The sequence below is a fragment of the Streptococcus mitis genome (assembly GCF_946188685.1).
In the GTDB taxonomy this organism is placed as follows: Bacteria; Bacillota; Bacilli; order Lactobacillales; family Streptococcaceae; genus Streptococcus; species Streptococcus mitis_CC.
Window position 1 is genome coordinate 1 of sequence record NZ_CAMHWH010000011.1, and the last position, 22,781, is coordinate 22,781.

Genomic DNA, 22,781 nt, shown 5'->3' on the forward strand with positions numbered 1-22,781 from the left:
AAATTTCTTCAATCTCAGCCTTTGTATTCAAGGTTGAAAAGATTGATGAGTAAGATTTTGCGTGGACAGATTCCATAAATTGGATGTTATTGAAAACAGCTTCCTCATGTGGTGTACGGATGTCTGCGCGAAGGGCTTGAACCCCTGTTTCAGATTGCATAGTGTCGAGAAGGGTTAAACCACCAAAGACTTTTCCAACCAAGTCTTTTTCTACATTTGATAGCTTTCTCCAGTCATCCAAGTCATTTGACAAAGGAATACGTGTATCAAGCCAGAATTGCTCCGTCAGTTTTTCCCAAGTTGATTTGTCGATGACATCTTCGATGGCATTCCAGTTAATGGCTTTGTAGTAAGTTTCCATTTTGAAATCTCTTTCTGTGTTTAGTATTGCGAACTCACAATTACTTCTATTTTATCATAATTCTAGAGGAGTATCGCACAAAAAGTCGGAAGCCCGACTTTTTGTTATTTCATAGTATAGATGCTTATTCCAGTTTAGTTTAGCAGGGTGAATGAATACTTATCTGAGAAAATGTAGTTTCCTCAAGCAAAGATTAAATCACACAGCTTTCACATTGGTTGGCACCGACTTCTCCACCGTCATCTGTAAAGGTACGGACGTAGTAGATAGACTTGATACCCTTGTTAAAGGCATAGTTACGAAGGATAGACAAGTCACGTGTCGTTTGCTTATTTTCCTTCTTCCATTCGTAAAGACCTTTTGGAATGTCACTACGCATGAAGAGGGTGAGTGAAAGTCCTTGGTCCACGTGCTCAGTTGCAGCAGCATAGACATCAATCACCTTACGCATATCCATGTCGTAAGCAGAAGTGTAGTAAGGAATGGTTTCTGTTGACAAGCCAGCAGCAGGGTAGTAGATTTTCCCGATTTTCTTTTCTTGACGTTCTTCGATACGTTGTGTAATCGGGTGAATAGAAGCAGAAACGTCATTGATGTAACTGATAGAACCATTTGGCGCTACAGCAAGGCGGTTTTGGTGGTAAAGACCATCTGCTTGAACCTTGTCGCGCAGTTCAGCCCAGTCAGCGGCACTTGGGATAAAGACATCTTTGAAGAGTTCTTTAACACGGTCTGATTTTGGAACAAACTCGCCAGTCACATACTTGTCGAAGTAGCTTCCGTTAGCATAGTCTGATTTTTCAAAGTTGTGGAAGGTGATACCACGTTCACGCGCAATATTGTTTGACTCAACTAAAGTCCAGTAGTTCATAAGCATAAAGTAGATGCTAGTAAACTCAACAGACTCAGGTGACCCATATTCAATCAATTGTTGGGCAAGGTAGCTGTGAAGTCCCATGGCACCAAGACCAAAGGTATGAGCTTGGCTATTTCCGTGGTCGATGGTAGGAACAGCTACGATGTGTGAACTATCTGTAACGAAAGTAAGGGCACGAACCATAGCACGGATAGAACGTCCAAAGTCAGGTGAAGTCATCATGTTAACCACGTTGGTTGAACCAAGGTTACATGAAACGTCTGTTCCCATTTGCAGGAATTCTTGAGCATCGTTGATCAAGCTTGGTTCTTGAACTTGAAGAATCTCAGAACACAAGTTACTCATGATAATCTTACCATCAACAGGGTTTGCACGGTTAGCCGTATCAATGTTGACGACATAAGGGTAGCCAGACTCTTGTTGCAATTTAGAGATTTCAGTTTCCAAATCACGCGCCTTGATTTTTGTCTTGCGGATATTTGGATTTGTGACCAATTCATCGTATTTTTCAGTGATGTCAATGTAGTTGAATGGCACACCATACTCAAGCTCTACTGAGTAAGGGCTGAAGAGGTACATTTCTTCATTTTTACGAGCCAATTCGTAGAATTTATCGGGCACCACAACACCAAGTGAAAGGGTCTTAACACGAACTTTTTCATCGGCGTTTTCTTTCTTAGTTGAAAGGAAGGCGATAATATCTGGGTGGAAGACGTTGAGGTAGACAACACCAGCACCCTGACGTTGACCCAATTGGTTTGAGTAAGAGAAGCTATCTTCGAAAAGTTTCATAACTGGAACGACGCCAGAAGCTGCTCCTTCATATCCTTTAATAGGAGCACCAGCTTCACGAAGGTTGCTGAGAGTAATTCCCACACCACCACCGATACGTGAAAGTTGAAGGGCTGAGTTGATAGAACGTCCGATAGAGTTCATATCATCTGTTACCTGAATCAAGAAACAGGATACCAACTCCCCACGACGAGCACGTCCAGCATTCAAGAAGGAAGGAGTAGCAGGTTGGTAGCGTTGGTGGATGATTTCATTGGCAATATCGATTGCAATAGCTTCATTCCCATCAGCAAAATAAAGGGCGTTAAAGAAGACACGGTCTTCCATGCTTTCAAGATAATATTCACCGTCGTTAGTTTTCAAAGCATATTGATTGTAAAACTTATAGGCAGCCATGAAAGACTTGAATTGGAAGTTTTGGTCTTTGATAAATTGAGACAATTCTTCCAAAAATTCTGGACGGTATTTCTTGATAAAGGCTGTTTCGATGTAGTTGTGTTCAATGAGGTAGTTGATTTTATCCTTGATTGAATCAAAAACCATAGTGTTTGGAACTACATTTTCTTTAAAGAAGGCATCCAAGGCTTCCTTATCTTTATGAAGCATGATTTGTCCATTGACAGGACGGTTGATTTCGTTATTGAGACGGAAGTAAGTCACGTCCTCAAGATGTTTTAATCCCATAAAATTTCCCTTATCTAATTACAAAAGAAAGGCTTCTAAGTTAGCCCTAGAAGCAGTTTCTTCTGGATGATGTACTAAGATTATGCTAATTGTTTCAGTTTTCCTGGTTGGAAACCTGAAAAGACTTCAGTTGGTGTTTGGATAACAGGAGCAGCGCTGAAACCAAGCTCTTTAACTTGATCGATGTACTCAGGTTGCTCATCAAGATTGATTTCACGATAAGCGACATTATTACTGTCCAAGAAACGTTTGGTCATTTTACATTGGACACAGTTGTTTTTAGAATAAACGGTTACCATTGTGTAACTCCTCTTTCAAAATAGATTACTTTCTTAGTATATCAGAAAATAAAAAATTGTCAACGATTTAAAACTAAATATAGTGGTCTATTTTTCTGTTCAAGCTCACAAAACACAATATGTAGTGTTTGTTTTGTAAAATAGTGATAATTATCCAATAAGTTGTTTTTTGAAAAACTATATCCTGTGTTTTGTTATCTAAAATAGAAGATTTTCAGCAAGTTATCTGAAAGGAAATCGAATAAATCCCATAAAATGCTTGAAAAAAATCCTAGAAGATGATATAATACCAAATTGTAAGGGTTATCACATATAACTCAAAAAAGAAAGAACAAAAGGAGAGTCAAACTATGGCTTCTAAAGATTTCCACGTAGTGGCAGAAACAGGTATTCACGCACGTCCAGCAACATTGTTGGTACAAACTGCTAGCAAATTTGCTTCAGATATCACTCTTGAGTACAAAGGTAAATCGGTTAACCTTAAATCAATCATGGGTGTTATGAGTCTTGGTGTTGGCCAAGGTGCTGACGTAACTATCTCAGCTGAAGGTGCAGATGCAGATGACGCTATCGCTGCAATCTCAGAAACAATGGAAAAAGAAGGATTGGCATAAGGAAAATGACAGAAATGCTTAAAGGAATCGCAGCATCTGATGGTGTTGCCGTTGCAAAAGCATATCTACTCGTTCAACCGGATTTGTCATTCGATACTGTTTCAGTCGAAGATACAAACGCAGAAGAGGCTCGTTTGGATGTAGCTCTTGAAGCTTCTCAAAACGAGCTTTCTCTTATCCGTGAGAAAGCTGTAGGTACGCTTGGTGAAGAAGCGGCTCAAGTTTTTGACGCTCATTTGATGGTTCTTGCTGACCCAGAATTGATTGGTCAGATTAAAGAAACAATCCGTGCTAAGAAAGTCAATGCTGAAGCAGGTCTTAAAGAAGTGACTGACATGTTCATCACTATCTTTGAAGGTATGGAAGACAATCCATACATGCAAGAACGTGCAGCGGATATCCGCGACGTGACAAAACGTGTATTGGCAAATCTTCTTGGTAAAAAATTGCCAAATCCAGCTTCTATCAATGAAGAAGTAATTGTGATTGCGCATGACTTGACACCATCTGATACAGCTCAATTGGACAAAAACTTTGTAAAAGCTTTTGTAACAAACATCGGTGGACGTACAAGCCACTCAGCTATCATGGCACGTACACTTGAAATTGCAGCTGTATTGGGAACAAATAACATCACTGAAGTGGTGAAAGACGGTGATATCCTTGCCGTTAACGGAATTACTGGTGAAGTCATTATCAACCCAACAGATGAACAAGCGGCAGAATTTAAAGCAGCTGGTGAAGTTTATGCTAAACAAAAAGCTGAGTGGGCACTTTTGAAAGATGCTCAAACAGTGACTGCTGACGGTAAACACTTCGAGTTGGCAGCTAACATCGGTACTCCAAAAGACGTTGAAGGTGTTAACAACAACGGTGCAGAAGCTGTTGGACTTTACCGTACAGAGTTCTTGTACATGGACTCTCAAGACTTCCCAACAGAAGATGAGCAGTATGAAGCATACAAGGCTGTTCTTGAGGGAATGAATGGTAAGCCTGTGGTTGTTCGTACAATGGATATCGGTGGAGATAAGGAACTTCCTTACTTTGATATGCCACACGAAATGAACCCATTCCTTGGATTCCGTGCCCTTCGTATCTCTATTGCCGAAACTGGAGATGCAATGTTCCGTACACAAATCCGTGCCCTTCTTCGTGCTTCTGTTCATGGTCAATTGCGTATCATGTTCCCAATGGTTGCCCTATTGAAAGAATTCCGTGCAGCTAAAGCAGTCTTTGATGAAGAAAAAGCAAACCTTCTTGCTGAAGGAGTTGCAGTTGCGGATGATATCCAAGTTGGTATCATGATTGAAATTCCTGCAGCAGCGATGCTTGCAGACCAATTTGCTAAAGAAGTTGACTTCTTCTCAATTGGTACAAACGACTTGATCCAATACACAATGGCAGCAGACCGTATGAACGAGCAAGTTTCATACCTTTACCAACCATATAACCCATCAATCCTTCGCTTGATCAACAACGTTATCAAGGCAGCTCACGCTGAAGGTAAATGGGCTGGTATGTGTGGTGAGATGGCTGGTGACCAAAAAGCTGTTCCACTTCTTGTCGGAATGGGCTTGGATGAGTTCTCTATGTCAGCAACATCTGTACTTCGTACACGTAGCTTGATGAAGAAATTGGACACTGCTAAGATGGAAGAGTACGCTAACCGTGCCCTTACAGAGTGTTCAACAATGGAAGAAGTCCTTGAACTTCAAAAAGAATACGTTAACTTCGATTAATGTCATTAACCTTGTAACCTAGTTGCAAGGTTTTTTGATACATTCGGGAATAGTATAGTCTTGTGAAGTCCACTTTTCAATGATGAAGAGGCATGATATAATAGGAGAAACAAATAGAATAAGAGAGAAATCATGTCTAAAGAAATTGATATTGAGTATTACCACCAGCTAGCCTTGCAAAAGCAAAAGGAGCACCGTAAAATTTTAGCCAATTTAAAGAAAAAACCACCAAAAAATCTGGATAAGATAGCCCAACAGATTCACCAAGAAGTCTTTGAGGAGATTGATTGCACTGCCTGTGCTAACTGCTGTAAGACATTGGGACCTGACTTCAAGGAAGCAGACATCACTCGTATTGCTAAGTACTTTAAGATGAAATTACCAGCTTTTGAAGCGGAGTTTCTGCAGGTAGATGAAGATGGTGATAAGGTTTTTAAATCCATGCCTTGTCCCTTTCTAGGAGGAGATAATCTCTGTTCCATCTATGAAGTTCGTCCAAAGGCCTGTCGAGAGTTTCCCCATACGGACCGTAAAAAAATCCATCAAATCAACCATTTGACGATTAAGAATACTTTGACCTGTCCAGCTGCCTATCTCTTTGTTGAGAAATTAAAGGATAAGTTATAGAGATTTAAAGGATAAAAAATTTCTAATAATAACTAACAATATGAAGGGAGAACTCTGTGCCTAGACCGAAAACAAAAGAGGAGCTAATGCTGGTCTCTAAGGAAAATTATGAAAAGCTTAACCTCTTCATCTCTCAATTAAGTGAAGATGAGCTACAGACTCCATTTGATTTTTCAAGAGACCTAAAGAAAAAAGAAGCTCACTGGAAAAGGGATAAAAATCTACGGGATGTCTTGATCCATCTTTATGAATGGCAGCAGTTACTTTTGACTTGGGTACATTCTAATCAAGAAGGTCACGAAAGACCTTTTCTCCCTGAACCTTATACTTGGAAAACTTATGGAGAAATGAATGTCGCTTTTTGGAAGAAGCACCAGAAAACCTCCTTAGAAGAAGCGACTAGACTCCAAGAACAATCACATAGGAAGGTTTTAGAGTTGATAGAAGTTTTTAGCAATGACGAACTCTTTACCAAAGGTGGCTATAAGTGGACCGGCGGAACAAGTCTAGGTTCCTACTTTGTTAGTAGCACGTCAAGCCACTATGATTGGGCTCTGAAAAAACTCAAAGCTCATCGGAAGAATTGTAAAGGATAGATGGACTATTTGAAATAGAAAGAATGAGTTCTTTTAAAAGTAAGATAAAAGCAAAGGGCTATCAAGTGATGTAGCCCTTTTGAGTTATACAAGCAAATTACCATGCAAAAGCTGTCGTTGGAGCATTGAGCGCTTCTAACCACTGTTTATTTTTTACGGGACAAAGAGTTACGGATATACCTGCCATATCTAGACTGGTCATAAATGTTCCTGATTTTATAAAAGTAATAGTGACTCCTTCAATTTCTAAGAGTTGAAGGAGATCATTGATAAATATGCCCATTTCTAAGTTGCTGGTAGTGCCTAGATTATTTACAAGCAATATAAATTGATCCCCATGTTTCCAATGATAGTGCAATCTTAATTTACTTATAATTTCATTTGCCAGGATTTCCGATGATTGGAATGGGACGATACGATAGCCTTCTTCGCCATGTATCCCAATACCATAAGAAATATTTCCTTCTTCTAAGTTAAATAGTGGACGGGTGGCTTGGGGGAGACTAGCCGATTTCGTTGCAAAGCCAATTGTTGCTATTTCGGGAGCAAGTTCATGACCTAAATCAGTTAGTAGCTCTATGTCGGCACCATTTTGAGCTGCAAATCCTAGGATTTTATGAAGTAAGATTGTCCCTGCAAGCCCTCTTCCTCTAATTTGAAATCTATTGTGAGGTTCAATGGAAATATCGTCGTGTGCTAGACTATAGCCGACCTTAATTCCTTCTTGTCTAGCAGTATTAATGGCCCAGCTAAATTCTTTGATGTCTGCTTCGAAATTTTTTACAATGATGAAGACACCGTGACCATTGTTTAAAAAACGAATGGACTCTAAGATTTCAGTTCTTGTAGGAGGAGTAAATAATTGGCCATAGATAGCAGCAGTAAGCATTCCTTCTCCCACATATCCAATATGCGCAGGTTCGTGACCGGAACCTCCACCCGACAATATTGGAACCTGATGAGGATTGCGATCTTTTTGATAGACTAGTGGTAAAGTAGGGTGTTTTTCTAATTCAGGATGACTGCTGACAGTTGCCGAAATGTAACTTGAAATAATTTTCTGTTTATGATTTGAAATAAATGTCATTGTGGTCTCTTTCCAATAATTGTCATGATTAGAAAGTCTGGTTGTGGAACTAGACTTTTTTTATTGACGTAAGCCTTCACGATTTCTGCTAGAGCATGTGAATGATAGTCTAACAAAAAACAAGTATAAGCAGATGAATCGCTATCAATCTGACCGTATTCTCTTAAAATTTTTGATACAAGCAAGCGACAGTAGCTGATAAAGTGGTCATAAAAGTTATTTTGTCCTTGAATATCAAAAAGTTGAATATAAAAGTCACGCTCTTGTTCGAAATAAAGAAATAATTCTTGTAATAGTTTTTGGCCTGAAATGAAGTCCAAGTTATTGGTGATATACTCGGTTAAGTCATTTTCAAATATCCAGTCTAGCAGTTCATATTTGTCAAGAAAGTGATTATAAAAGGTCTGTCTACGAATGCCAGCTGATTCCATGATATCTACAATGGAGATTTTGTCAAATTCTCTAGTAGCTAATAGGTCTCTAAATGCCTTGGTAATCCGTTTTTTTGTAATAAATGATGATGCCATAGGAAACCTTTCTTTTACTTACTTCATTTTACCAAAAAAATGTTTTAAACGGGTTTAAAAGGGGACAAATAATAGAATCTGTCCCTTATCATCCAGCGATAAAAAATATATAATGAAAGCGAAAACAAAGGTACATGCCGAAAGGAGTTTCTCATGAAAAAAATTATAAATAAACCGACACAAGTTGTTGATGAAATGTTGCAGGGCTTGTCATTCATGCATGATGACTTGGTAGAACGCTTAGATGGTTTTGATGTCATCGTTAGAAAGGCAGAAAAGACAGGAAAAGTTGGACTCATTTCAGGTGGAGGTTCAGGACATGAACCAAGTCATGCTGGATTTGTAGGAGATGGAATGTTGTCAGCTGCGATTTGTGGAGCAGTCTTCACTTCACCTACTCCGGACCAAATTTTAGAAGCCATTAAGGCGGCTGATGAAGGTGCTGGAGTTTTCATGGTCATCAAGAACTATTCTGGTGACATTATGAACTTTGAAATTGCACAAGAACTTGCTGAAATGGAAGGTATTGATGTAGCAAGCGTTGTAGTTGATGATGATATTGCGGTTGAAAATAGTCTCTATACCCAAGGTCGTCGAGGTGTTGCAGGTACTATTTTAGTCCATAAAATTTTAGGTGATGCGGCCCGTTCTGGTAAATCATTATCTGAAATGAAGGACTTGGCCGACAAACTTGTCTTAGAAATTAAAACAATTGGGTTGGCCTTGTCTGGAGCAACCGTTCCTGAGGTTGGGAAACCTGGATTTGTTCTAGAAGATGATGAATTTGAATATGGTGTTGGTATTCACGGTGAGCCTGGATATAAAAAAGAGAAAATGCAACCTTCAGCACAATTGGCTTCGGAATTGGTTGAAAAATTATCTGAAGGTTTCCAACTTAAAGCTGGTGAACGCTATGGCCTTCTCATCAATGGTTTAGGAAGCACTCCTCTTATGGAACAATACGTATTTGCAAATGATGTGGCTAAATTACTCCATGAAAAAGGTGTTGAGTTGGCATTTAAGAAAATTGGAAACTATATGACATCAATTGATATGGCCGGCTTGTCATTAACATTGATTCGATTGGCAGATGATGAGTGGTTGGATGCTCTAAATGCACCTGTTACTACCCCAGCTTGGTAAAACTCAAGGAGGAAATGTCGAATGAATGCTGAACAAGCTCTTGAATGGATGAAGCTTTTTAATGAAAAGATTCAAGAACAGAAAGATTACCTTAGTGAGCTAGACACCCCTATAGGAGATGGAGACCACGGTGGAAATATGGCGCGTGGCATGGTTGCAGTGATGGAAAACTTAGAAGGAAAGCAATTTGAGACCAGCAGTGATGTGTTTAAGCTTGTCTCAATGCAACTACTGAGTAAGGTAGGCGGTGCTTCTGGTCCCTTGTATGGCTCTGCTTTTATGGGCATGGCCAAGGCTGATTCTAATTCGAAATTAGAAGAAATTTTACAAAGTGGTCTGGATATGATTGTCAAACGTGGGAAAGCAGAAGTTGGAGAAAAGACAATGGTTGACGTTTGGACTCCTGTTATTGCTGCCTTGTCTGCTGGTCAATTGACTCAAGAGGTTATTGATAAGGTAGTGAATGCTACCAAAGATTTACTTGCAACTAAAGGAAGGGCATCTTATGTAGGAGAACGTTCTCTTGGACATATTGATCCTGGATCATTCTCATCAGGATTACTCTTTACTGCTCTTTTAGAAACTGGGGTGGTTTAATGGGAAGTGTTGGTCTTGTTATCGTTTCACATTCCAAAAACATTGCACAAGGTGTCGTTGAGCTGATTAGTGAAGTAGCTAAAGATGTTCCGATTACTTATGTAGGAGGAACCGAAGATGGAGGAATTGGAACAAGTTTTGATCAAGTAGATAGGGTTGTTTCCGAAAATCCAGCAGATACTTTATTAGCTTTTTTTGACCTAGGTTCTGCTAAAATGAACTTAGAAATGGTGGCTGATTTCAGTGATAAAAGTATCATGATCAATAGGGTTCCAATTGTAGAAGGTGCCTATACTGCAGCTGCTCTTCTTCAGGCTGGTGCAGAACTGTCAGTTATTCAAACACAGTTGTCGGAGCTTGAAATCAATAAATAAGGAATTTTACTATAACTCTTTTTATAGATGGGCTATTGATTATCTCAACTATAAAATGTTAAGTAAATAATTTCAAAATCAGAAAGGGATTGCTTTATGCAGTTCCTTTTTAATGTAAAAGGAGTGGAATCATAGCGTTTCTAAATTGTTAATACTCTTCGAAAATCAAATTCAAACCACGTCAACGTCGCCTTGCCGTACTCAAGTACAGCCTGCGGCTAGTTTCCTAGTTTGCTCTTTGATTTTCATTGAGTATAATAATTCAAAACTGATTGTGATGGGACTATTCTAGCTTTAGAATTGCTCAAAAATTAACATTTAAGGCTATCAATAGCTTAGAATAGCGCGAAAACATTTAGTTTATAGGAATTCTAGGTCTAGAATCACATGGATATTTATGAAGTTAGGGTATTCGATAGTTAGGATTGTTCTATTCTGAAAGATTTGAGCTGTCAATCTTCTAGAATAGTAGTTTGCCAATGAATTTTGTTGAAAGATTCCTTGTTTTATGGTAGTCTAAAGTAAAAGAAAGCCTTATCATTATATTTGTATCTTTAATCTGACTTGGTTTAGGTCTAGAAGAGGGATAGATATTTTGGGTTTCCAAATAATAATAATATTTTCACTTGCAAAAAATGTATTTCAACTTTACCTAATGTAAAAGAAGGAAATATCATGAAACGTTTATGACTTGTTGGAAAGAGAATGTGAACTAAAAATGGATTCTCTTTACATATTAGGAGTAGGTAGATGAGTAATCTAGAGTCAATTCGTAAAGCGCATATCATCGTGTGGGGTGCCTATCTATTTTTATCATTAAGGGCGCCGCTAATTAGCAGCACAGAGTATTTCTTGCTTATTTTTTTAGCGTTTCTCTATTCAATAGTATCGTTACCTATATACTCTGTGAAGAATAAAATAGTATCCATTTGTTTGGCTATAAACTCGATTCTGTTAATGAGTTTTCCAATTTTAATCAATAAATTTTTCCCAGGAAAGGTTTCTACTTATATCGTATTAATCAGTATTTTTGTCCTGGAGTTCTTAATCTTTAATAAAATTGGTAGAGATTTTGATACTAGATTAGCTAGCGAGTATAGGAAAATCAGTCAGTTTAAAAGTAAGATGTCTCAATCTCCTTGGATAAAATATTTAGAGATTTCTAGTTTTATATTAACTATATTTCCATTTATTCTTCATGGTACAGTTGATAATCGTGTATTGGCTCTTATATTTTTGATAAAAATTTGTGTAGATACTACGATAAAGATTCTATTAAACAGAATCTTTAAGACAAGTGAGGTAATGAAAAGGAGGATATTTTCTCTTTTTGTACTAGATTTGATTGTCTATTTATTTTTAGGCTATGTTTTAGCAATGCAAAAAGATGGATACCTATTTTCAATTCTACTATTTTTTTCTAATTTCTCACTTCCCTTTATCAGAGAAAAAGAGTATGAGTTATTTAAAAATAAGAAATGAGATAAATATGGTTAAATCTTACTTCTCCTTAAAATTAAATAGTGAAAGGATATCTTATCTAGGTAACAAAGTGCTTTAAACGCAGTCGACGATTACTTATTGGAGAACTATCCTAACCATGCAACGTTAAAGAGGAGAAATCTTATGAAACTCGTATCACCAAATAATTATGCTGCTATTGAGTAAGAAGAGATGAGGTGTCTTGATGGGAGATTATCTCTACATAAAGACGGGGAATGTTACAGTAAACGTAGCTACTGCTTATTTTATGGGGAATTAAATATGTTTAAACTAAGTGATAAAGTCAGAGTGGTCTTTGCTCTTTTAGGAGTAAGTTCCCTATTGGTTAGTATGTATCTTATACCTTTTATTAAAACTGAGAATAAATTTTGGGAAATACTTTTATTTATATTAGGTGTATTGCTAATTGGAATTACGTTACTAAGTCATAAAAAAATTAAATTTTGGAAATAGCGTTAGTGAGAAGGACAGGATAATAGTATTATGATGGTTGTTTTAATTTTGATGGTTGTGGTATATCTGTATTATGTAATTACAGAGTATTTTCAGAATAGTTATATTGACTGTATACTATTTCTAACATTGCTGATTTCTCATTTGATATGGGATTACTATTTTTTGCCCATTGAAGTTTTAGTGGCATTAAGTGGAGTAAATTTGCTGTCAAGATTTTTCAAAAAAAAGAGAAGTCAATAGAGTTGTTAGTAGCTTGTTAGTGGATTATAAAGATGAAAGGTAAAATGGGGATATTTAAAATGAAACATTTTTTTGCAGGAATTGGTGAGATAAGATTTAGTAATTATCTATTGTCTCTATGTGTAGGACTAGCCCCTCTTTTTCATATCTATGTAATAGGCTCTGAAATGAGTTTTGTGAAAATAGTATTATCTATTTTGGGAGTCATATTTGTATGTATTTTAACTATTGCTCGAATTTATAGAAGATTTTTCTATAATAAAAATAAACTTGACTAGAATAGTATGGATTAGTTAATCAATTGGAACGATTATTCTTTGTGATACTATACCACTTTTAAGTTTTTACATTAAACAGCTGGCTGAAGTGAAAGTTGTTTATCTTAGAAAGGAAAACACCAAATTGTCCTACAAATTTCTACTCTTCGACCTCGACCACACCTTGCTTGATTTTGATGCTGCTGAGGATGTGGCTTTAACGCAACTTCTAAAAGAAGAAGGGGTTGCAGATATTCAGGCTTATAAAGACTATTATGTTCCTATGAACAAGGCTCTCTGGAAGGACTTGGAGCAAAAGAAAATCAGTAAACAAGAGCTGGTTAACACGCGCTTTTCTTGTTTATTTGCTCATTTTGGAGAGGAAAAAGACGGTAGTTTTCTAGCCCAGCGTTACCAATTTTACCTCGCCCAACAGGGGCAAACTTTTTCAGGTGCTCATGAACTTTTAGATAGCCTCATCGAGCGTGATTATGACTTGTATGCTGCGACAAATGGAATAACTGCCATTCAGACAGGGCGTTTAGCTCAATCTGGTCTAGCACCTTATTTCAATCAAGTCTTTATCTCTGAACAGTTGCAAACACAAAAGCCTGATGCCCTCTTTTATGAAAAAATGGGGCAGCAGATTGTAGGTTTTAGCAAAGAAAAGACGCTGATGATTGGAGATTCCCTAACTGCCGACATTCAAGGTGGTAATAATGCGGGGATTGACACTATCTGGTACAACCCTCATCACCTCGAAAATCACACACAAGCCCAACCGACTTACGAAGTCCATTCTTACCAAGACTTGCTGGATTGTTTAGATAAACTGTAAAAAGTGGTTTCCATAGCCACTTTTTGCTATAATAGAGGCAGTAAAAACGAAGGAGTTGGCTATGGAACACTCGTCTTGGCATGCTTTGATTAAGGCACAATTACCTGAGGGTTATTTTGGGAAAATCAATCAGTTTATGGAGCAGGTTTATGGTCAGGGGACTGTTTATCCACCCAAGGAAAAGGTTTTTCAGGCTCTCTTGACCACACCCCTAGAAAACGTTAAGGTGGTGATTCTGGGACAGGATCCCTATCACGGGCCAGGTCAAGCGCAGGGCTTGAGTTTTTCTGTACCGAACTCTATCCCAGCTCCACCATCCTTGCAAAATATCTTGAAAGAATTGTCAGATGATATCGGGGTTAAGAAATCTCATGATTTGACAGCTTGGGCTGAGCAAGGAGTCTTGCTTCTTAATGCTTGTTTGACAGTTCCTGCTGGACAGGCCAATGGTCATGCTGGTCAGATATGGGAGCCTTTTACGGATGCTGTGATTCAGGTGGTCAATCATCTAGATAGACCAGTCGTTTTTGTACTCTGGGGAGCTTATGCACGTAAGAAGAAGGCCTTAGTTACCAATCCTCATCACTTGATTATCGAATCAGCCCATCCTAGTCCTTTGTCAGTTTATAGAGGATTTTGGGGTTCCAAGCCTTTTTCCAAGGCCAATGCATTCTTAAAAGAAACAGGACAAGAGCCAATCGATTGGCTTAGATAAGGAGAAAATATGCCTCAGTTAGCGACGATTTGCTACATTGATAACGGGAAAGAATTGCTCATGCTCCATCGTAATAAGAAGCCAAATGATGTTCATGAAGGGAAATGGATTGGTGTGGGTGGTAAGCTAGAGAGAGGAGAGACCCCTCAGGAATGCGCGGCGCGTGAAATCCTCGAAGAGACGGGACTGAAAGCCAAGCCAGTTCTAAAAGGTGTTATCACTTTTCCTGAATTTACGCCAGATTTAGACTGGTACACCTATGTTTTTAAGGTGACGGAGTTCGAGGGTGACTTGATTGACTGCAACGAGGGAACGCTAGAATGGGTTCCCTATGATGAGGTTTTGAGCAAGCCAACTTGGGAAGGTGACCATACCTTTGTTGAGTGGCTTTTAGAGGATAAACCCTTCTTTTCAGCCAAGTTTGTTTATGATGGGGATAAATTGTTGGATACCCAAGTCGATTTCTATGAATAAAGGAGAAAGCAGATGCTACTAATTAAAAATGGTCGTGTAATGGATCCCAAGTCTGATTTGGATCAAGTGTGTGATGTCTTAGTTCAAGATGGGAAAATTATCAAAATTGCGCCTGAGATTAAAGAAGAAGGAGCAGAGATAATTGATGCTACTGGTCTTGTAGTTGCTCCTGGCTTGGTCGATATTCATGTTCATTTCCGTGAACCTGGTCAAACACACAAGGAAGACATCCATACTGGGGCACTAGCAGCTGCGGCAGGTGGTTTTACAACTGTTGTCATGATGGCTAATACTAGTCCAACCATCTCGGATGTAGAGACCTTGCAAGAAGTTCTCCATTCAGCTGCCAAAGAGAAGATTAATGTTAAGACGGTTGCGACCATTACTAAGAACTTTAATGGCCAAGACTTGACTGACTTCAAGGCACTCTTAGAAGCTGGTGCGGTTGGTTTTTCTGATGACGGTATTCCGCTTGAAAGTAGTAAAGTTGTCAAGGAAGCCATGGAGGAAGCCAAAAAGCTTAATACCTTTATTAGTCTCCATGAGGAAGATCCAGGTTTGAATGGGATTCTTGGCTTTAATGAAAATATCGCTAAAGAACATTTCCATATCTGCGGTGCTACTGGGGTGGCTGAGTATGCTATGATGGCGCGTGATGTCATGATTGCCTATGCAACCAAGGCCCATGTTCACATCCAGCATTTGTCTAAGGAAGAAAGTGTTAAAGTAGTTGAGTTTGCTCAGGGGCTAGGTGCGCAGGTCACAGCAGAAGTAGCACCACAGCATTTTTCTAAGACCGAAGCACTTCTTTTGACTCAAGGTAGCAATGCTAAGATGAATCCGCCACTTCGTTTGGAATCAGACCGTCGTGCCGTGATTGAAGGTCTCAAGTCAGGTGTCATCACAGTTATCGCGACTGACCATGCGCCTCACCATGCGGATGAGAAAAATGTCGAAGATATTACCAAAGCGCCATCTGGTATGACTGGCTTAGAAACATCCCTGTCTCTCGGCTTGACCTATTTGGTGGAAGCTGGTGAGTTAAGCTTGATGGAATTACTCGAAAAGATGACATACAACCCAGCCAAGCTTTACAATTTTGAAGCAGGTTACTTGGCTGAGAATGGTCCAGCGGACATTACTATTTTTGATGCTAAGGTTGACCGCTTTGTGGACTCCTATTTTGCTTCGAAAGCAGCTAATTCACCATTCATCGGTGAAACCTTAAAAGGGCAGGTTAAATATACCATCTGTAAGGGACAAATCGTCTATCAAAACTAGGTGGGAGTCTGCTCTGTAAACAAAAAGATAGAGAGCCTATATGTACCAAACCCATCATTTTAAAGACAAGTTTATCTTATTTTTCAAGATATTTTTCCCTATCCTGATTTATCAATTTGCAAATTATTCTGCCTCCTTTGTTGATACGACTATGACAGGTCAATACAATACCATGGACTTGGCTGGTGTATCTATGGCAACCAGTATCTGGAATCCTTTCTTTACCTTCCTAACAGGGATTGTATCGGCCTTGGTGCCCATCATTGGTCACCATCTTGGTCGAGGCAAAAAGGAAGAGGTTGCGTCTGATTTTTACCAGTTCATCTATCTGGCCTTGGGTCTATCTGTGGTCTTGCTGGGGATGGTGCTTTTCTTGGCACCACCAATCTTGAATCATATTGGACTAGAAGCACCGGTGGCGGCAGTAGCGGTTCGCTATCTCTGGTTTTTATCTATCGGAATTATCCCCTTGTTGCTTTTTAGTGTCATTCGTTCCTTGCTGGATTCGCTGGGCTTGACCAAACTGTCCATGTACCTCATGCTTTTGTTACTTCCTCTCAATAGCGGATTTAACTATCTCTTGATTTACGGGGCCTTTGGTGTTCCAGAACTGGGAGGTGCTGGTGCTGGTTTAGGAACATCCTTGGCTTATTGGGTTTTGCTTGGAATTTCTGTACTTGTTTTATTTAAACAGGAGAGGCTCAAAGCCTTGCATTTTGAGAAACGCATTCCGCTTAATATGGATAAAATCAAGGAAGGAGTTCGCTTAGGTCTGCCTATTGGCGGAACTGTCTTTGCGGAAGTGGCTATCTTTTCCGTGGTTGGTTTGATTATGGCTAAGTTTTCGTCCTTGATTATTGCTAGTCACCAGTCAGCTATGAACTTTTCAAGTCTTATGTACGCCTTTCCTATGAGTATTTCATCTGCTATGGCTATTGTCGTTTCCTATGAAGTGGGAGCCAAGCGATTTGATGATGCGAAAACCTATATTGGTCTAGGAAGAGGGACAGCCCTCATTTTTGCAGGATTCACCTTATCCTTTCTTTACATTTTTAGAGGAAATGTGGCTAGTCTTTATGGTAACGACCCAGAATTTATCGATTTGACAGCGCGCTTTTTGACTTATAGTCTTTTCTTCCAGTTAGCAGATACCTTTGCAGCACCGCTCCAGGGAATTTTACGGGGGTATAAGGATACCGTTATTCCTTTTTACCTTGGTTTGCTTGGTTACTGGGGGGTGACACTCCCAGTAGCTATGGTATTCGACTCTCTAACAGATTTTGGAGCTTATTCTTACTGGATTGGTTTGATTATTAGTCTAATCGTGAGTGGGGTTCTCTACCGTTGGCGTCTAACTATGATTATGAAGAGATTTGAATCCAGAAAAGCTTGATTTTTAGAATTCCTGCAAGCAAAAATATCCTTCCTTATCTGCATTATTTTTGCTATAGTTAAATTAGTAGTAGGCAAATGAGAATTTCAAAAATATAGAAACAATTGATATTCCACGCTACTTTACTGGTATCAGATATAAAGAAAAAGAAGTTGCTTATTTTAGCAGCTTCTTTTTATAAGTTATACTTTACATAATTTATTTTATGTAGTTTATAAACTATCCAGAGCATTCTTTTGTTCATCGTTGACGATATGGGTATAGAGGTCAGTGACTTGCGTACTGGCGTGTCCTAGCTGGTGGCTAACCAAAACTTGCGATTTAGTTGCATCATAGAGCCTAGTTGCTAGGGTATGGCGCAGTTTGTGGGGAGTTACACGCACTTTGAAGTCCTCAGAGTACTTAGCAACCATCTTTTCTACGCTGGAAGCATCGATACGATTGGGAACACCTCGATAGAGTGTCAAAAAGAGGGCTGTATCTGTTTTTTCCGTCTTATAGCGTTGATTTCGAATGGCTAGATAATTCTCTAGGTAAGGCTTAGCAAAAGCAGCGACATTGACAGAGTCACGTTTACCACCTTTTCTAGTAACATCGATAACCATCATTTTGAGATTGAGATCTCTTAGATCCAGATTAACAGCTTCAGATAAACGGACACCAGACGCCAAGAGAAGGGCAATAATGGCCAAATCACGTTCCTTATTTTTATTAAACGATGATAGAGCACGATTTGAGAGTTGTTGTGGGTACTCTTGGTCGATATAAGTCAGAAAACCTTCTGTTTCATCACCTAGAAAGAGCTTTTGCTTGATATTTTCAGCTCTGGCAGCAAGTGTTTCTTTCTTTTTCTTTGTTGAAACTTTTTTCATTACATTACGATAAAAATAAGGTTCCCCCTGGTCGTTTTCAACCTCCTCAGTCAGATACTTGTAAAGACTAGACAATGCTGATAAGGTTCGATTGATGGTCGTCTGAGAAACACCTTGCTTGGTTGTATTGGCATTCAGTAAAGGTCGTTCACGTAGATAAAGGATAAAGGATTCCATGTCTTTCTTAGACAGATTTTCCAAGACAGATAAAGGAATATCAGACATTTTATCGGCGTTTGAAATACCAGACTCCAAAACCCAGCTGAAAAATCGATCGTATTCCTTGAGGTATTCATATAAAGTTGTAAAACTGTAAGGTACAGCAAGCTTAGATTGGTAGTATTCCAAAACATACCAGGGCATGATTTGTTTTAGTTTATCGATTCGTTCCAGCAAAATCTCACGTTTCATGTATTTTCTCCGTAAATCAGTCTACTAGTAGTATAGCATAGACTTATATATTTTTCAAGAAAATTATAGTTTTTCGGAAAGATGTTATGGAGTTTTTTAAAAGTGATAAAAAAGGACTTAATTACTAAAAAAATTTTTTTGAACAAAAATAGCTAAAAATGTACGTTATCAAAGTAAAAACTGAAATTTTTCAAATGTTCATTTTAGTTTAGTGAAAATGTACTTTATCTTGCCTTAAAATAAAGTACATTTCAATTATAAAGTACAATTTTTAGAGAGTGTACTTTACGTCTTAAACTCAGTTGTATCAAGGGTTTATCTGCTGTCTAGGTAAAAGTACAAAAATTTCCAGTTTTTCTAAGTCTTCGGAGTTGTACTATTGTGAATCATTAGCTAGTGCTTTTTCTAGTTTCCAAATACTAAACCAGAATGAAATAGTCAACAGAATAAGGAAAATAAAAAAGAGATTATCAGTAACGATACTTCTGTTCATTCTACTTAACTGAAGAGCTGTGTAAGGAGCTATGGGATACAAAATACATTGTATAATTGCTATTGTTTTCTTTTTCATGATTTTAATCTTACTGTACAGATTTTATACAGTAAACTCCTTTCTAGCTTTATGCATTATCAATTCTAACTTAATTATAGTCTTATTTTTCCAAAGCTCAATTATTTGTACGTGAAATATCTTATATGTAAAAATAACCGATCTCATTGCTGAGAATCGGTTTTCTAATATATTTAATTAAGAAGTTTATTTTTTACATAACATAAATTATGTAAAAATCACTACAACAACAAATCTTTGACTTTCCCAATTTCACTTTTTGGAATCACCAAGTGGATCATATCCCCCAGATACATTCTGGTTGAGCCGTTAACTGTTTGGCTTTTGCCATTATGGACTTGGGTGGTAATGAGCACGTTGTGTGGCAGGTTGAGTTCGTGTACTTGTTTTCCTGCTATTTTATCTGAAACAGGGATTTCAATGAGTGTGACCTCTCCTTCATCTGTCGCTTCTTCTGGTAGCATTTTTTCTAGCATGGCCTCATAGACTGGCGCACCTTTAAGTAAGTCCATGATGATGTAGGCGACCAAGGTTACTAAACCAAGTGGCATGAGGTTGCGAATATCTCCTACCATCTCAGTTACGAGTATCATAGCAGTTAAGGGAGCCTTGGATATTGCTCCAAAATAGCCACTCATTCCTAGAATGACAAATATAGGGAATTGCTCTTGACTGACAAGTCCAAGATTGACACAAATAACACCAACTAGGGCACCAAGTAAGGAGCCAAGTGCCAAAATTGGTAGGAAAATTCCTCCTGGCAGGCCACTTCCATAGCTAATCATGCTCCAAACAAAGCGAATCAAAAAGTACGCTAATAGAACTTGAAAACTAAAATCTTGCTCAGTTAGGGAAAGAACCAGCTGATTTCCACCACCAAGGATTTGGGGTAAGAAGATTCCGACTGGTAGGATGAGAATAAAGGCAAAAATTGGGTAATAAGCTCTATCCAAATGGATTTTTTGACCAAGCCAATCATAAACTCGACCAACATTGAGCACAGCTTTCTCATAGAGAAAACCGGAAAGCCCGAGAAAAATTCCCATGAGGAGATATATCCAATACTGATCTAGGGTCATGAGAGGGATATTATCAGGCATGTCTAGCACTGGCGTTAGCCCAAATATGAGCAGAGAGACAAAGTTTGCTACGAGACTAGCTGCGAGAGTAGACACCCAGAAAAAGCGCGAAAAATGGTGATAAACTTCTTCTACAACAAAGAGAAGTCCTGCAATTGGTGCATTAAAGGCTGCGGCTAATCCTGCTGCAGCTCCACTAGCAATCAAGGAGCGTTCCTCCACTGGACTGGATTTAAGCCACTTGGAAATTCCTTTACCACCTACCGCTCCAAGTTGAATACTGGGTCCCTCTCGCCCCAGCATAAGTCCACTGGCAATAGCAAGAATTCCTAGAATATATTTTTTCCAAAGAACTCCCCACCAGTTGAGAGTCATCAATCCCTTTAATTCTGCTTCGACTTGAGGAATTCCTGAGCCTTTGATGTCTTTTTCTGACCGAGTTAATTTCGCACTGAGCCAACAAACTATTAAATAAAATAGACCAATGATAAAAAGATTGCGCACTAGATGCTCTTGATCTTGATAAAGTCCTTGTATCAGGTGGAAGCCTTTTTCGATTAAGAAACGAAAGGATCCAACGATAATTCCAACAACGAGACCAACAATGATTCCTCGTCCAACTTGGGATAATATGGTACTCGAGGCAAAGGCAAATTCTTTCTTGGAACTGAGTGTTTCTGACTGTTCCTCCATAATCATTCCTTCTAATTTAACTTTCTTTTTCTCCTAAAACCAGCGATTTAACGGGTTCAAAGCTGGTCCGATGAATAGGGGTAACTCCTATTTTTTTCAGTCCTTCCAGGTGTTTAGCTGTTCCATATCCTGCATTAGCAGCGAAATCATAGCCGGGAAATTGCTGGTCAAATTCCTTCATCAATTCATCACGTGTCACCTTGGCTACTATAGAAGCCGCGGCGATAGAGAGAGAGTTTGCATCTCCTTTGATGATAGATGTTTGTGAAATGGGTAAATCCAGCTTCATGGCATCTATCAAAAGGTGCTCAGGTTGAGGACTGAGCTGAGAGATTGCTTCCTGCATGGCCAGTTTGGTTGCTTCATAGATATTGACTTGGTCGATGACCTGATTATCCATGATACCAATCCCGATTGATAAGGCTTGGTCCTGAACTGCTTGGAAAATCTCCAGATGTTTCTTTTTAGGAATTTTCTTGCTGTCGTTGAGGCCTGTAATTTTACAATTTTTAGGTAAAATAACTGCTGCAGCGACTACAGGACCAGCAAGAGGACCACGACCAACCTCGTCAACACCTGCTATCATGGTCAATCCTTGCTTATACAGTTCTTTTTCGTAGGAAAGCATGGATTCCAAACGAAGATCCTCATCCAATTCTGCCTGAATAGCTTTTTTACGCTTGCTGATTTCCTTTTGAATTCCAGAGCGATTATCCTTTTCAAGATCTAAAATAATAGGGCTATCAAGGTCCTTGACAGTAGCAAGGAGTTCTTTGATTTCTTTAATCGTCGCCATCGAGGTCTTCCAATGTATCTAAGGTATAGTTACCGAGTTTGCCATCACGGACTTCCTTCACGAAGAGACTGTAGAAACGGTCATAGTCGTCACGGAAACCGAGGGCACGGGTCATATCCATAATAATAACAGGCGCTTCTTCCTCAATTTTCATTTGTTTGAAGCGTTCAGCCAGCTTTTCTGGATAATGTTCTTTGAAATAATTGAGACCAAAAATGGTCACCTCGTCCATAGGAAGCAACTGGTCTTTGATAGCTCCAGTCAAAGCCAACTTAAGAGCTACAGTTTCATCCTCAAACTTAGGCCAAAGAATCCCCGGTGTATCTAGGATTTCAAGATCTTTATTGGTTTTAAGCCATTGTTGCCCCTTGGTAACACCAGGTTTATTGCCGACAACGGCAATTTTCTTACCAGCCAAGCGGTTCATGAGAGTTGATTTACCAGCATTTGGAATCCCAATAATCATGGTACGCAAGGTTTCAATCTGAATCCCACGTTCTTTCTGGCGAGCAATCTTATCAGCCATGAGCTTCTTGGCCGCATCTGTTACAACTTTTACAGTCACTTGCTCTTTGGAGTTGATAGCTAGCGTCTGAATTCCTTGTGATTCAAAATACTGGCGCCATTCCTTGGTCATTGCCGGGTCAGCCAAGTCTGCCTTATTTAAAATCAAGAGTTTTGGTTTATCACCAACAATCTTGGTCAACATAGGATTTTGACTAGATAGAGGTAAGCGTGCATCAACCAAAATCGTCACAAAATCAACAAATTTTAAATTTTCCTGAACCTGTCGACGAGCTTTAGACATGTGACCAGGAAACCATTGAATAGTAGCCATTGAGTTTTTTTCCTTTCGTAGCAAGGGTTTAGAGCCCCTATTTTATT

The 22,781-nt window shown here is 38.9% G+C and carries 24 protein-coding genes; 15 read left to right on the forward strand and 9 right to left on the reverse strand.

What is annotated here, in order from left to right:
- The 3 genes from N8N51_RS09130 to nrdH all read right to left on the reverse strand — a co-directional run.
- On the reverse strand, nt 1-361 hold a 361-nt coding region (locus N8N51_RS09130; protein ID WP_261104060.1), incomplete at its 3' end, for a ribonucleotide-diphosphate reductase subunit beta.
- A gap of 193 nt (nt 362-554) precedes the next feature.
- The gene (nrdE, locus tag N8N51_RS09135; RefSeq protein WP_049543589.1) at nt 555-2,714 is read right to left on the reverse strand and encodes a class 1b ribonucleoside-diphosphate reductase subunit alpha; all 2,160 of its coding nucleotides are present in this window, start codon (nt 2,712-2,714) and stop codon (nt 555-557) included.
- A gap of 80 nt (nt 2,715-2,794) precedes the next feature.
- Nucleotides 2,795-3,013, reverse strand: a complete 219-nt coding sequence (gene nrdH, locus N8N51_RS09140; protein WP_000259240.1) for a glutaredoxin-like protein NrdH — start codon at nt 3,011-3,013, stop codon at nt 2,795-2,797.
- Between the two features lie 350 nt (nt 3,014-3,363).
- On the opposite strand from nrdH, the gene N8N51_RS09145 reads away from it, so the two are divergent.
- The 4 genes from N8N51_RS09145 to N8N51_RS09160 all read left to right on the forward strand — a co-directional run bounded on the left by N8N51_RS09145 (nt 3,364) and on the right by N8N51_RS09160 (nt 6,589).
- Nucleotides 3,364-3,627 carry a phosphocarrier protein HPr gene (locus tag N8N51_RS09145; RefSeq protein ID WP_000146947.1) on the forward strand — a complete coding sequence of 88 codons (264 nt, stop codon included), beginning with the start codon at nt 3,364-3,366 and terminating at the stop codon, nt 3,625-3,627.
- A gap of 5 nt (nt 3,628-3,632) precedes the next feature.
- Nucleotides 3,633-5,366 (forward strand): phosphoenolpyruvate--protein phosphotransferase, encoded by a 1,734-nt coding sequence (gene ptsP, locus N8N51_RS09150; protein ID WP_049543591.1) that lies wholly within the window; start codon nt 3,633-3,635, stop codon nt 5,364-5,366.
- 132 nt (nt 5,367-5,498) lie between these two features.
- The gene (locus N8N51_RS09155) at nt 5,499-5,993 is read left to right on the forward strand and encodes a YkgJ family cysteine cluster protein (RefSeq protein WP_049543594.1); all 495 of its coding nucleotides are present in this window, start codon (nt 5,499-5,501) and stop codon (nt 5,991-5,993) included.
- 56 nt (nt 5,994-6,049) lie between these two features.
- A complete protein-coding gene (locus N8N51_RS09160; RefSeq protein WP_261037345.1) occupies nt 6,050-6,589 on the forward strand; it encodes a ClbS/DfsB family four-helix bundle protein in 540 nt (179 codons plus the stop codon).
- A gap of 97 nt (nt 6,590-6,686) precedes the next feature.
- On the opposite strand, the gene dhaQ is transcribed toward N8N51_RS09160, so the two are convergent.
- Together dhaQ and dhaS are read right to left on the reverse strand one after the other, a co-directional pair.
- A complete protein-coding gene (gene dhaQ, locus N8N51_RS09165) occupies nt 6,687-7,676 on the reverse strand; it encodes a DhaKLM operon coactivator DhaQ (protein ID WP_049543598.1) in 990 nt (329 codons plus the stop codon).
- Nucleotides 7,673-8,203: a dihydroxyacetone kinase transcriptional activator DhaS gene (gene dhaS / locus N8N51_RS09170; RefSeq protein WP_261049616.1), complete on the reverse strand. Its 531-nt coding sequence runs from the start codon at nt 8,201-8,203 to the stop codon at nt 7,673-7,675. The genes dhaQ and dhaS overlap by 4 nt, the downstream gene beginning before the upstream one ends.
- 153 nt (nt 8,204-8,356) lie before the next feature.
- On the opposite strand from dhaS, the gene dhaK reads away from it, so the two are divergent.
- The 11 genes from dhaK (at nt 8,357) to pdrM (ending at nt 17,474) form a co-directional block, all read left to right on the forward strand.
- Nucleotides 8,357-9,346, forward strand: coding sequence for a dihydroxyacetone kinase subunit DhaK (dhaK, locus tag N8N51_RS09175; RefSeq protein ID WP_261100392.1), 990 nt, complete (start codon nt 8,357-8,359; stop codon nt 9,344-9,346).
- Between the two features lie 21 nt (nt 9,347-9,367).
- Complete coding sequence (dhaL, locus tag N8N51_RS09180) at nt 9,368-9,943, forward strand: dihydroxyacetone kinase subunit DhaL (RefSeq protein ID WP_049543603.1); 576 nt, start codon at nt 9,368-9,370, stop codon at nt 9,941-9,943.
- Nucleotides 9,943-10,317 (forward strand): dihydroxyacetone kinase phosphoryl donor subunit DhaM, encoded by a 375-nt coding sequence (gene dhaM, locus N8N51_RS09185; RefSeq protein ID WP_049543605.1) that lies wholly within the window; start codon nt 9,943-9,945, stop codon nt 10,315-10,317. The genes dhaL and dhaM overlap by 1 nt, the downstream gene beginning before the upstream one ends.
- Before the next feature lie 750 nt (nt 10,318-11,067).
- Complete coding sequence (locus tag N8N51_RS09190; protein ID WP_261100394.1) at nt 11,068-11,799, forward strand: hypothetical protein; 732 nt, start codon at nt 11,068-11,070, stop codon at nt 11,797-11,799.
- 504 nt (nt 11,800-12,303) lie between these two features.
- Nucleotides 12,304-12,516 carry a hypothetical protein gene (locus tag N8N51_RS09195; RefSeq protein WP_033628842.1) on the forward strand — a complete coding sequence of 71 codons (213 nt, stop codon included), beginning with the start codon at nt 12,304-12,306 and terminating at the stop codon, nt 12,514-12,516.
- Between the two features lie 59 nt (nt 12,517-12,575).
- Complete coding sequence (locus N8N51_RS09200) at nt 12,576-12,794, forward strand: hypothetical protein (protein ID WP_084888092.1); 219 nt, start codon at nt 12,576-12,578, stop codon at nt 12,792-12,794.
- Between the two features lie 124 nt (nt 12,795-12,918).
- Entirely contained in the window at nt 12,919-13,611 is a 693-nt protein-coding gene (pynA, locus tag N8N51_RS09205; protein WP_049544589.1) for a pyrimidine 5'-nucleotidase PynA, read from the forward strand.
- A 61-nt stretch (nt 13,612-13,672) separates the two neighbouring features.
- The gene (locus N8N51_RS09210) at nt 13,673-14,326 is read left to right on the forward strand and encodes a uracil-DNA glycosylase (protein ID WP_153210383.1); all 654 of its coding nucleotides are present in this window, start codon (nt 13,673-13,675) and stop codon (nt 14,324-14,326) included.
- A gap of 9 nt (nt 14,327-14,335) precedes the next feature.
- A complete protein-coding gene (locus tag N8N51_RS09215) occupies nt 14,336-14,800 on the forward strand; it encodes an NUDIX hydrolase (RefSeq protein ID WP_001135768.1) in 465 nt (154 codons plus the stop codon).
- 12 nt (nt 14,801-14,812) lie between these two features.
- Nucleotides 14,813-16,081: a dihydroorotase gene (locus N8N51_RS09220; RefSeq protein WP_261029186.1), complete on the forward strand. Its 1,269-nt coding sequence runs from the start codon at nt 14,813-14,815 to the stop codon at nt 16,079-16,081.
- 40 nt (nt 16,082-16,121) lie between these two features.
- Entirely contained in the window at nt 16,122-17,474 is a 1,353-nt protein-coding gene (gene pdrM, locus N8N51_RS09225; protein ID WP_261029185.1) for a sodium-coupled multidrug efflux MATE transporter PdrM, read from the forward strand.
- Between the two features lie 212 nt (nt 17,475-17,686).
- On the opposite strand, the gene xerS is transcribed toward pdrM, so the two are convergent.
- From xerS to ylqF, 4 genes are all read right to left on the reverse strand, one after another.
- Nucleotides 17,687-18,757, reverse strand: coding sequence for a tyrosine recombinase XerS (gene xerS / locus N8N51_RS09230; RefSeq protein ID WP_261029184.1), 1,071 nt, complete (start codon nt 18,755-18,757; stop codon nt 17,687-17,689).
- A gap of 792 nt (nt 18,758-19,549) precedes the next feature.
- A complete protein-coding gene (locus N8N51_RS09235) occupies nt 19,550-21,100 on the reverse strand; it encodes a ClC family H(+)/Cl(-) exchange transporter (RefSeq protein WP_261104062.1) in 1,551 nt (516 codons plus the stop codon).
- Between the two features lie 16 nt (nt 21,101-21,116).
- Nucleotides 21,117-21,896, reverse strand: coding sequence for a ribonuclease HII (locus N8N51_RS09240; protein WP_203180674.1), 780 nt, complete (start codon nt 21,894-21,896; stop codon nt 21,117-21,119).
- Complete coding sequence (gene ylqF, locus N8N51_RS09245) at nt 21,883-22,734, reverse strand: ribosome biogenesis GTPase YlqF (protein WP_000201321.1); 852 nt, start codon at nt 22,732-22,734, stop codon at nt 21,883-21,885. Before ylqF ends, N8N51_RS09240 begins: the two co-directional genes overlap by 14 nt.
- Nucleotides 22,735-22,781: the final 47 nt, after the last annotated feature.

Excerpts from the sequence above, each read along its gene's own strand:
- nrdE (WP_049543589.1), bottom strand. The coding sequence starts at position 2,714 with ATGGGATTAAAACATCTTGAGGACGTGACTTACTTCCGTCTCAATAAC.
- nrdH (WP_000259240.1), bottom strand. The coding sequence starts at position 3,013 with ATGGTAACCGTTTATTCTAAAAACAACTGTGTCCAATGTAAAATGACC.
- N8N51_RS09145 (WP_000146947.1), top strand. The coding sequence starts at position 3,364 with ATGGCTTCTAAAGATTTCCACGTAGTGGCAGAAACAGGTATTCACGCA.
- ptsP (WP_049543591.1), top strand. The coding sequence starts at position 3,633 with ATGACAGAAATGCTTAAAGGAATCGCAGCATCTGATGGTGTTGCCGTT.
- N8N51_RS09155 (WP_049543594.1), top strand. The coding sequence starts at position 5,499 with ATGTCTAAAGAAATTGATATTGAGTATTACCACCAGCTAGCCTTGCAA.
- dhaQ (WP_049543598.1), bottom strand. The coding sequence starts at position 7,676 with ATGACATTTATTTCAAATCATAAACAGAAAATTATTTCAAGTTACATT.
- dhaS (WP_261049616.1), bottom strand. The coding sequence starts at position 8,203 with ATGGCATCATCATTTATTACAAAAAAACGGATTACCAAGGCATTTAGA.
- dhaK (WP_261100392.1), top strand. The coding sequence starts at position 8,357 with ATGAAAAAAATTATAAATAAACCGACACAAGTTGTTGATGAAATGTTG.
- dhaL (WP_049543603.1), top strand. The coding sequence starts at position 9,368 with ATGAATGCTGAACAAGCTCTTGAATGGATGAAGCTTTTTAATGAAAAG.
- dhaM (WP_049543605.1), top strand. The coding sequence starts at position 9,943 with ATGGGAAGTGTTGGTCTTGTTATCGTTTCACATTCCAAAAACATTGCA.
- N8N51_RS09190 (WP_261100394.1), top strand. The coding sequence starts at position 11,068 with ATGAGTAATCTAGAGTCAATTCGTAAAGCGCATATCATCGTGTGGGGT.
- N8N51_RS09195 (WP_033628842.1), top strand. The coding sequence starts at position 12,304 with ATGATGGTTGTTTTAATTTTGATGGTTGTGGTATATCTGTATTATGTA.
- N8N51_RS09200 (WP_084888092.1), top strand. The coding sequence starts at position 12,576 with ATGAAACATTTTTTTGCAGGAATTGGTGAGATAAGATTTAGTAATTAT.
- N8N51_RS09210 (WP_153210383.1), top strand. The coding sequence starts at position 13,673 with ATGGAACACTCGTCTTGGCATGCTTTGATTAAGGCACAATTACCTGAG.
- N8N51_RS09215 (WP_001135768.1), top strand. The coding sequence starts at position 14,336 with ATGCCTCAGTTAGCGACGATTTGCTACATTGATAACGGGAAAGAATTG.
- N8N51_RS09220 (WP_261029186.1), top strand. The coding sequence starts at position 14,813 with ATGCTACTAATTAAAAATGGTCGTGTAATGGATCCCAAGTCTGATTTG.
- pdrM (WP_261029185.1), top strand. The coding sequence starts at position 16,122 with ATGTACCAAACCCATCATTTTAAAGACAAGTTTATCTTATTTTTCAAG.
- xerS (WP_261029184.1), bottom strand. The coding sequence starts at position 18,757 with ATGAAACGTGAGATTTTGCTGGAACGAATCGATAAACTAAAACAAATC.
- N8N51_RS09235 (WP_261104062.1), bottom strand. The coding sequence starts at position 21,100 with ATGGAGGAACAGTCAGAAACACTCAGTTCCAAGAAAGAATTTGCCTTT.
- N8N51_RS09240 (WP_203180674.1), bottom strand. The coding sequence starts at position 21,896 with ATGGCGACGATTAAAGAAATCAAAGAACTCCTTGCTACTGTCAAGGAC.
- ylqF (WP_000201321.1), bottom strand. The coding sequence starts at position 22,734 with ATGGCTACTATTCAATGGTTTCCTGGTCACATGTCTAAAGCTCGTCGA.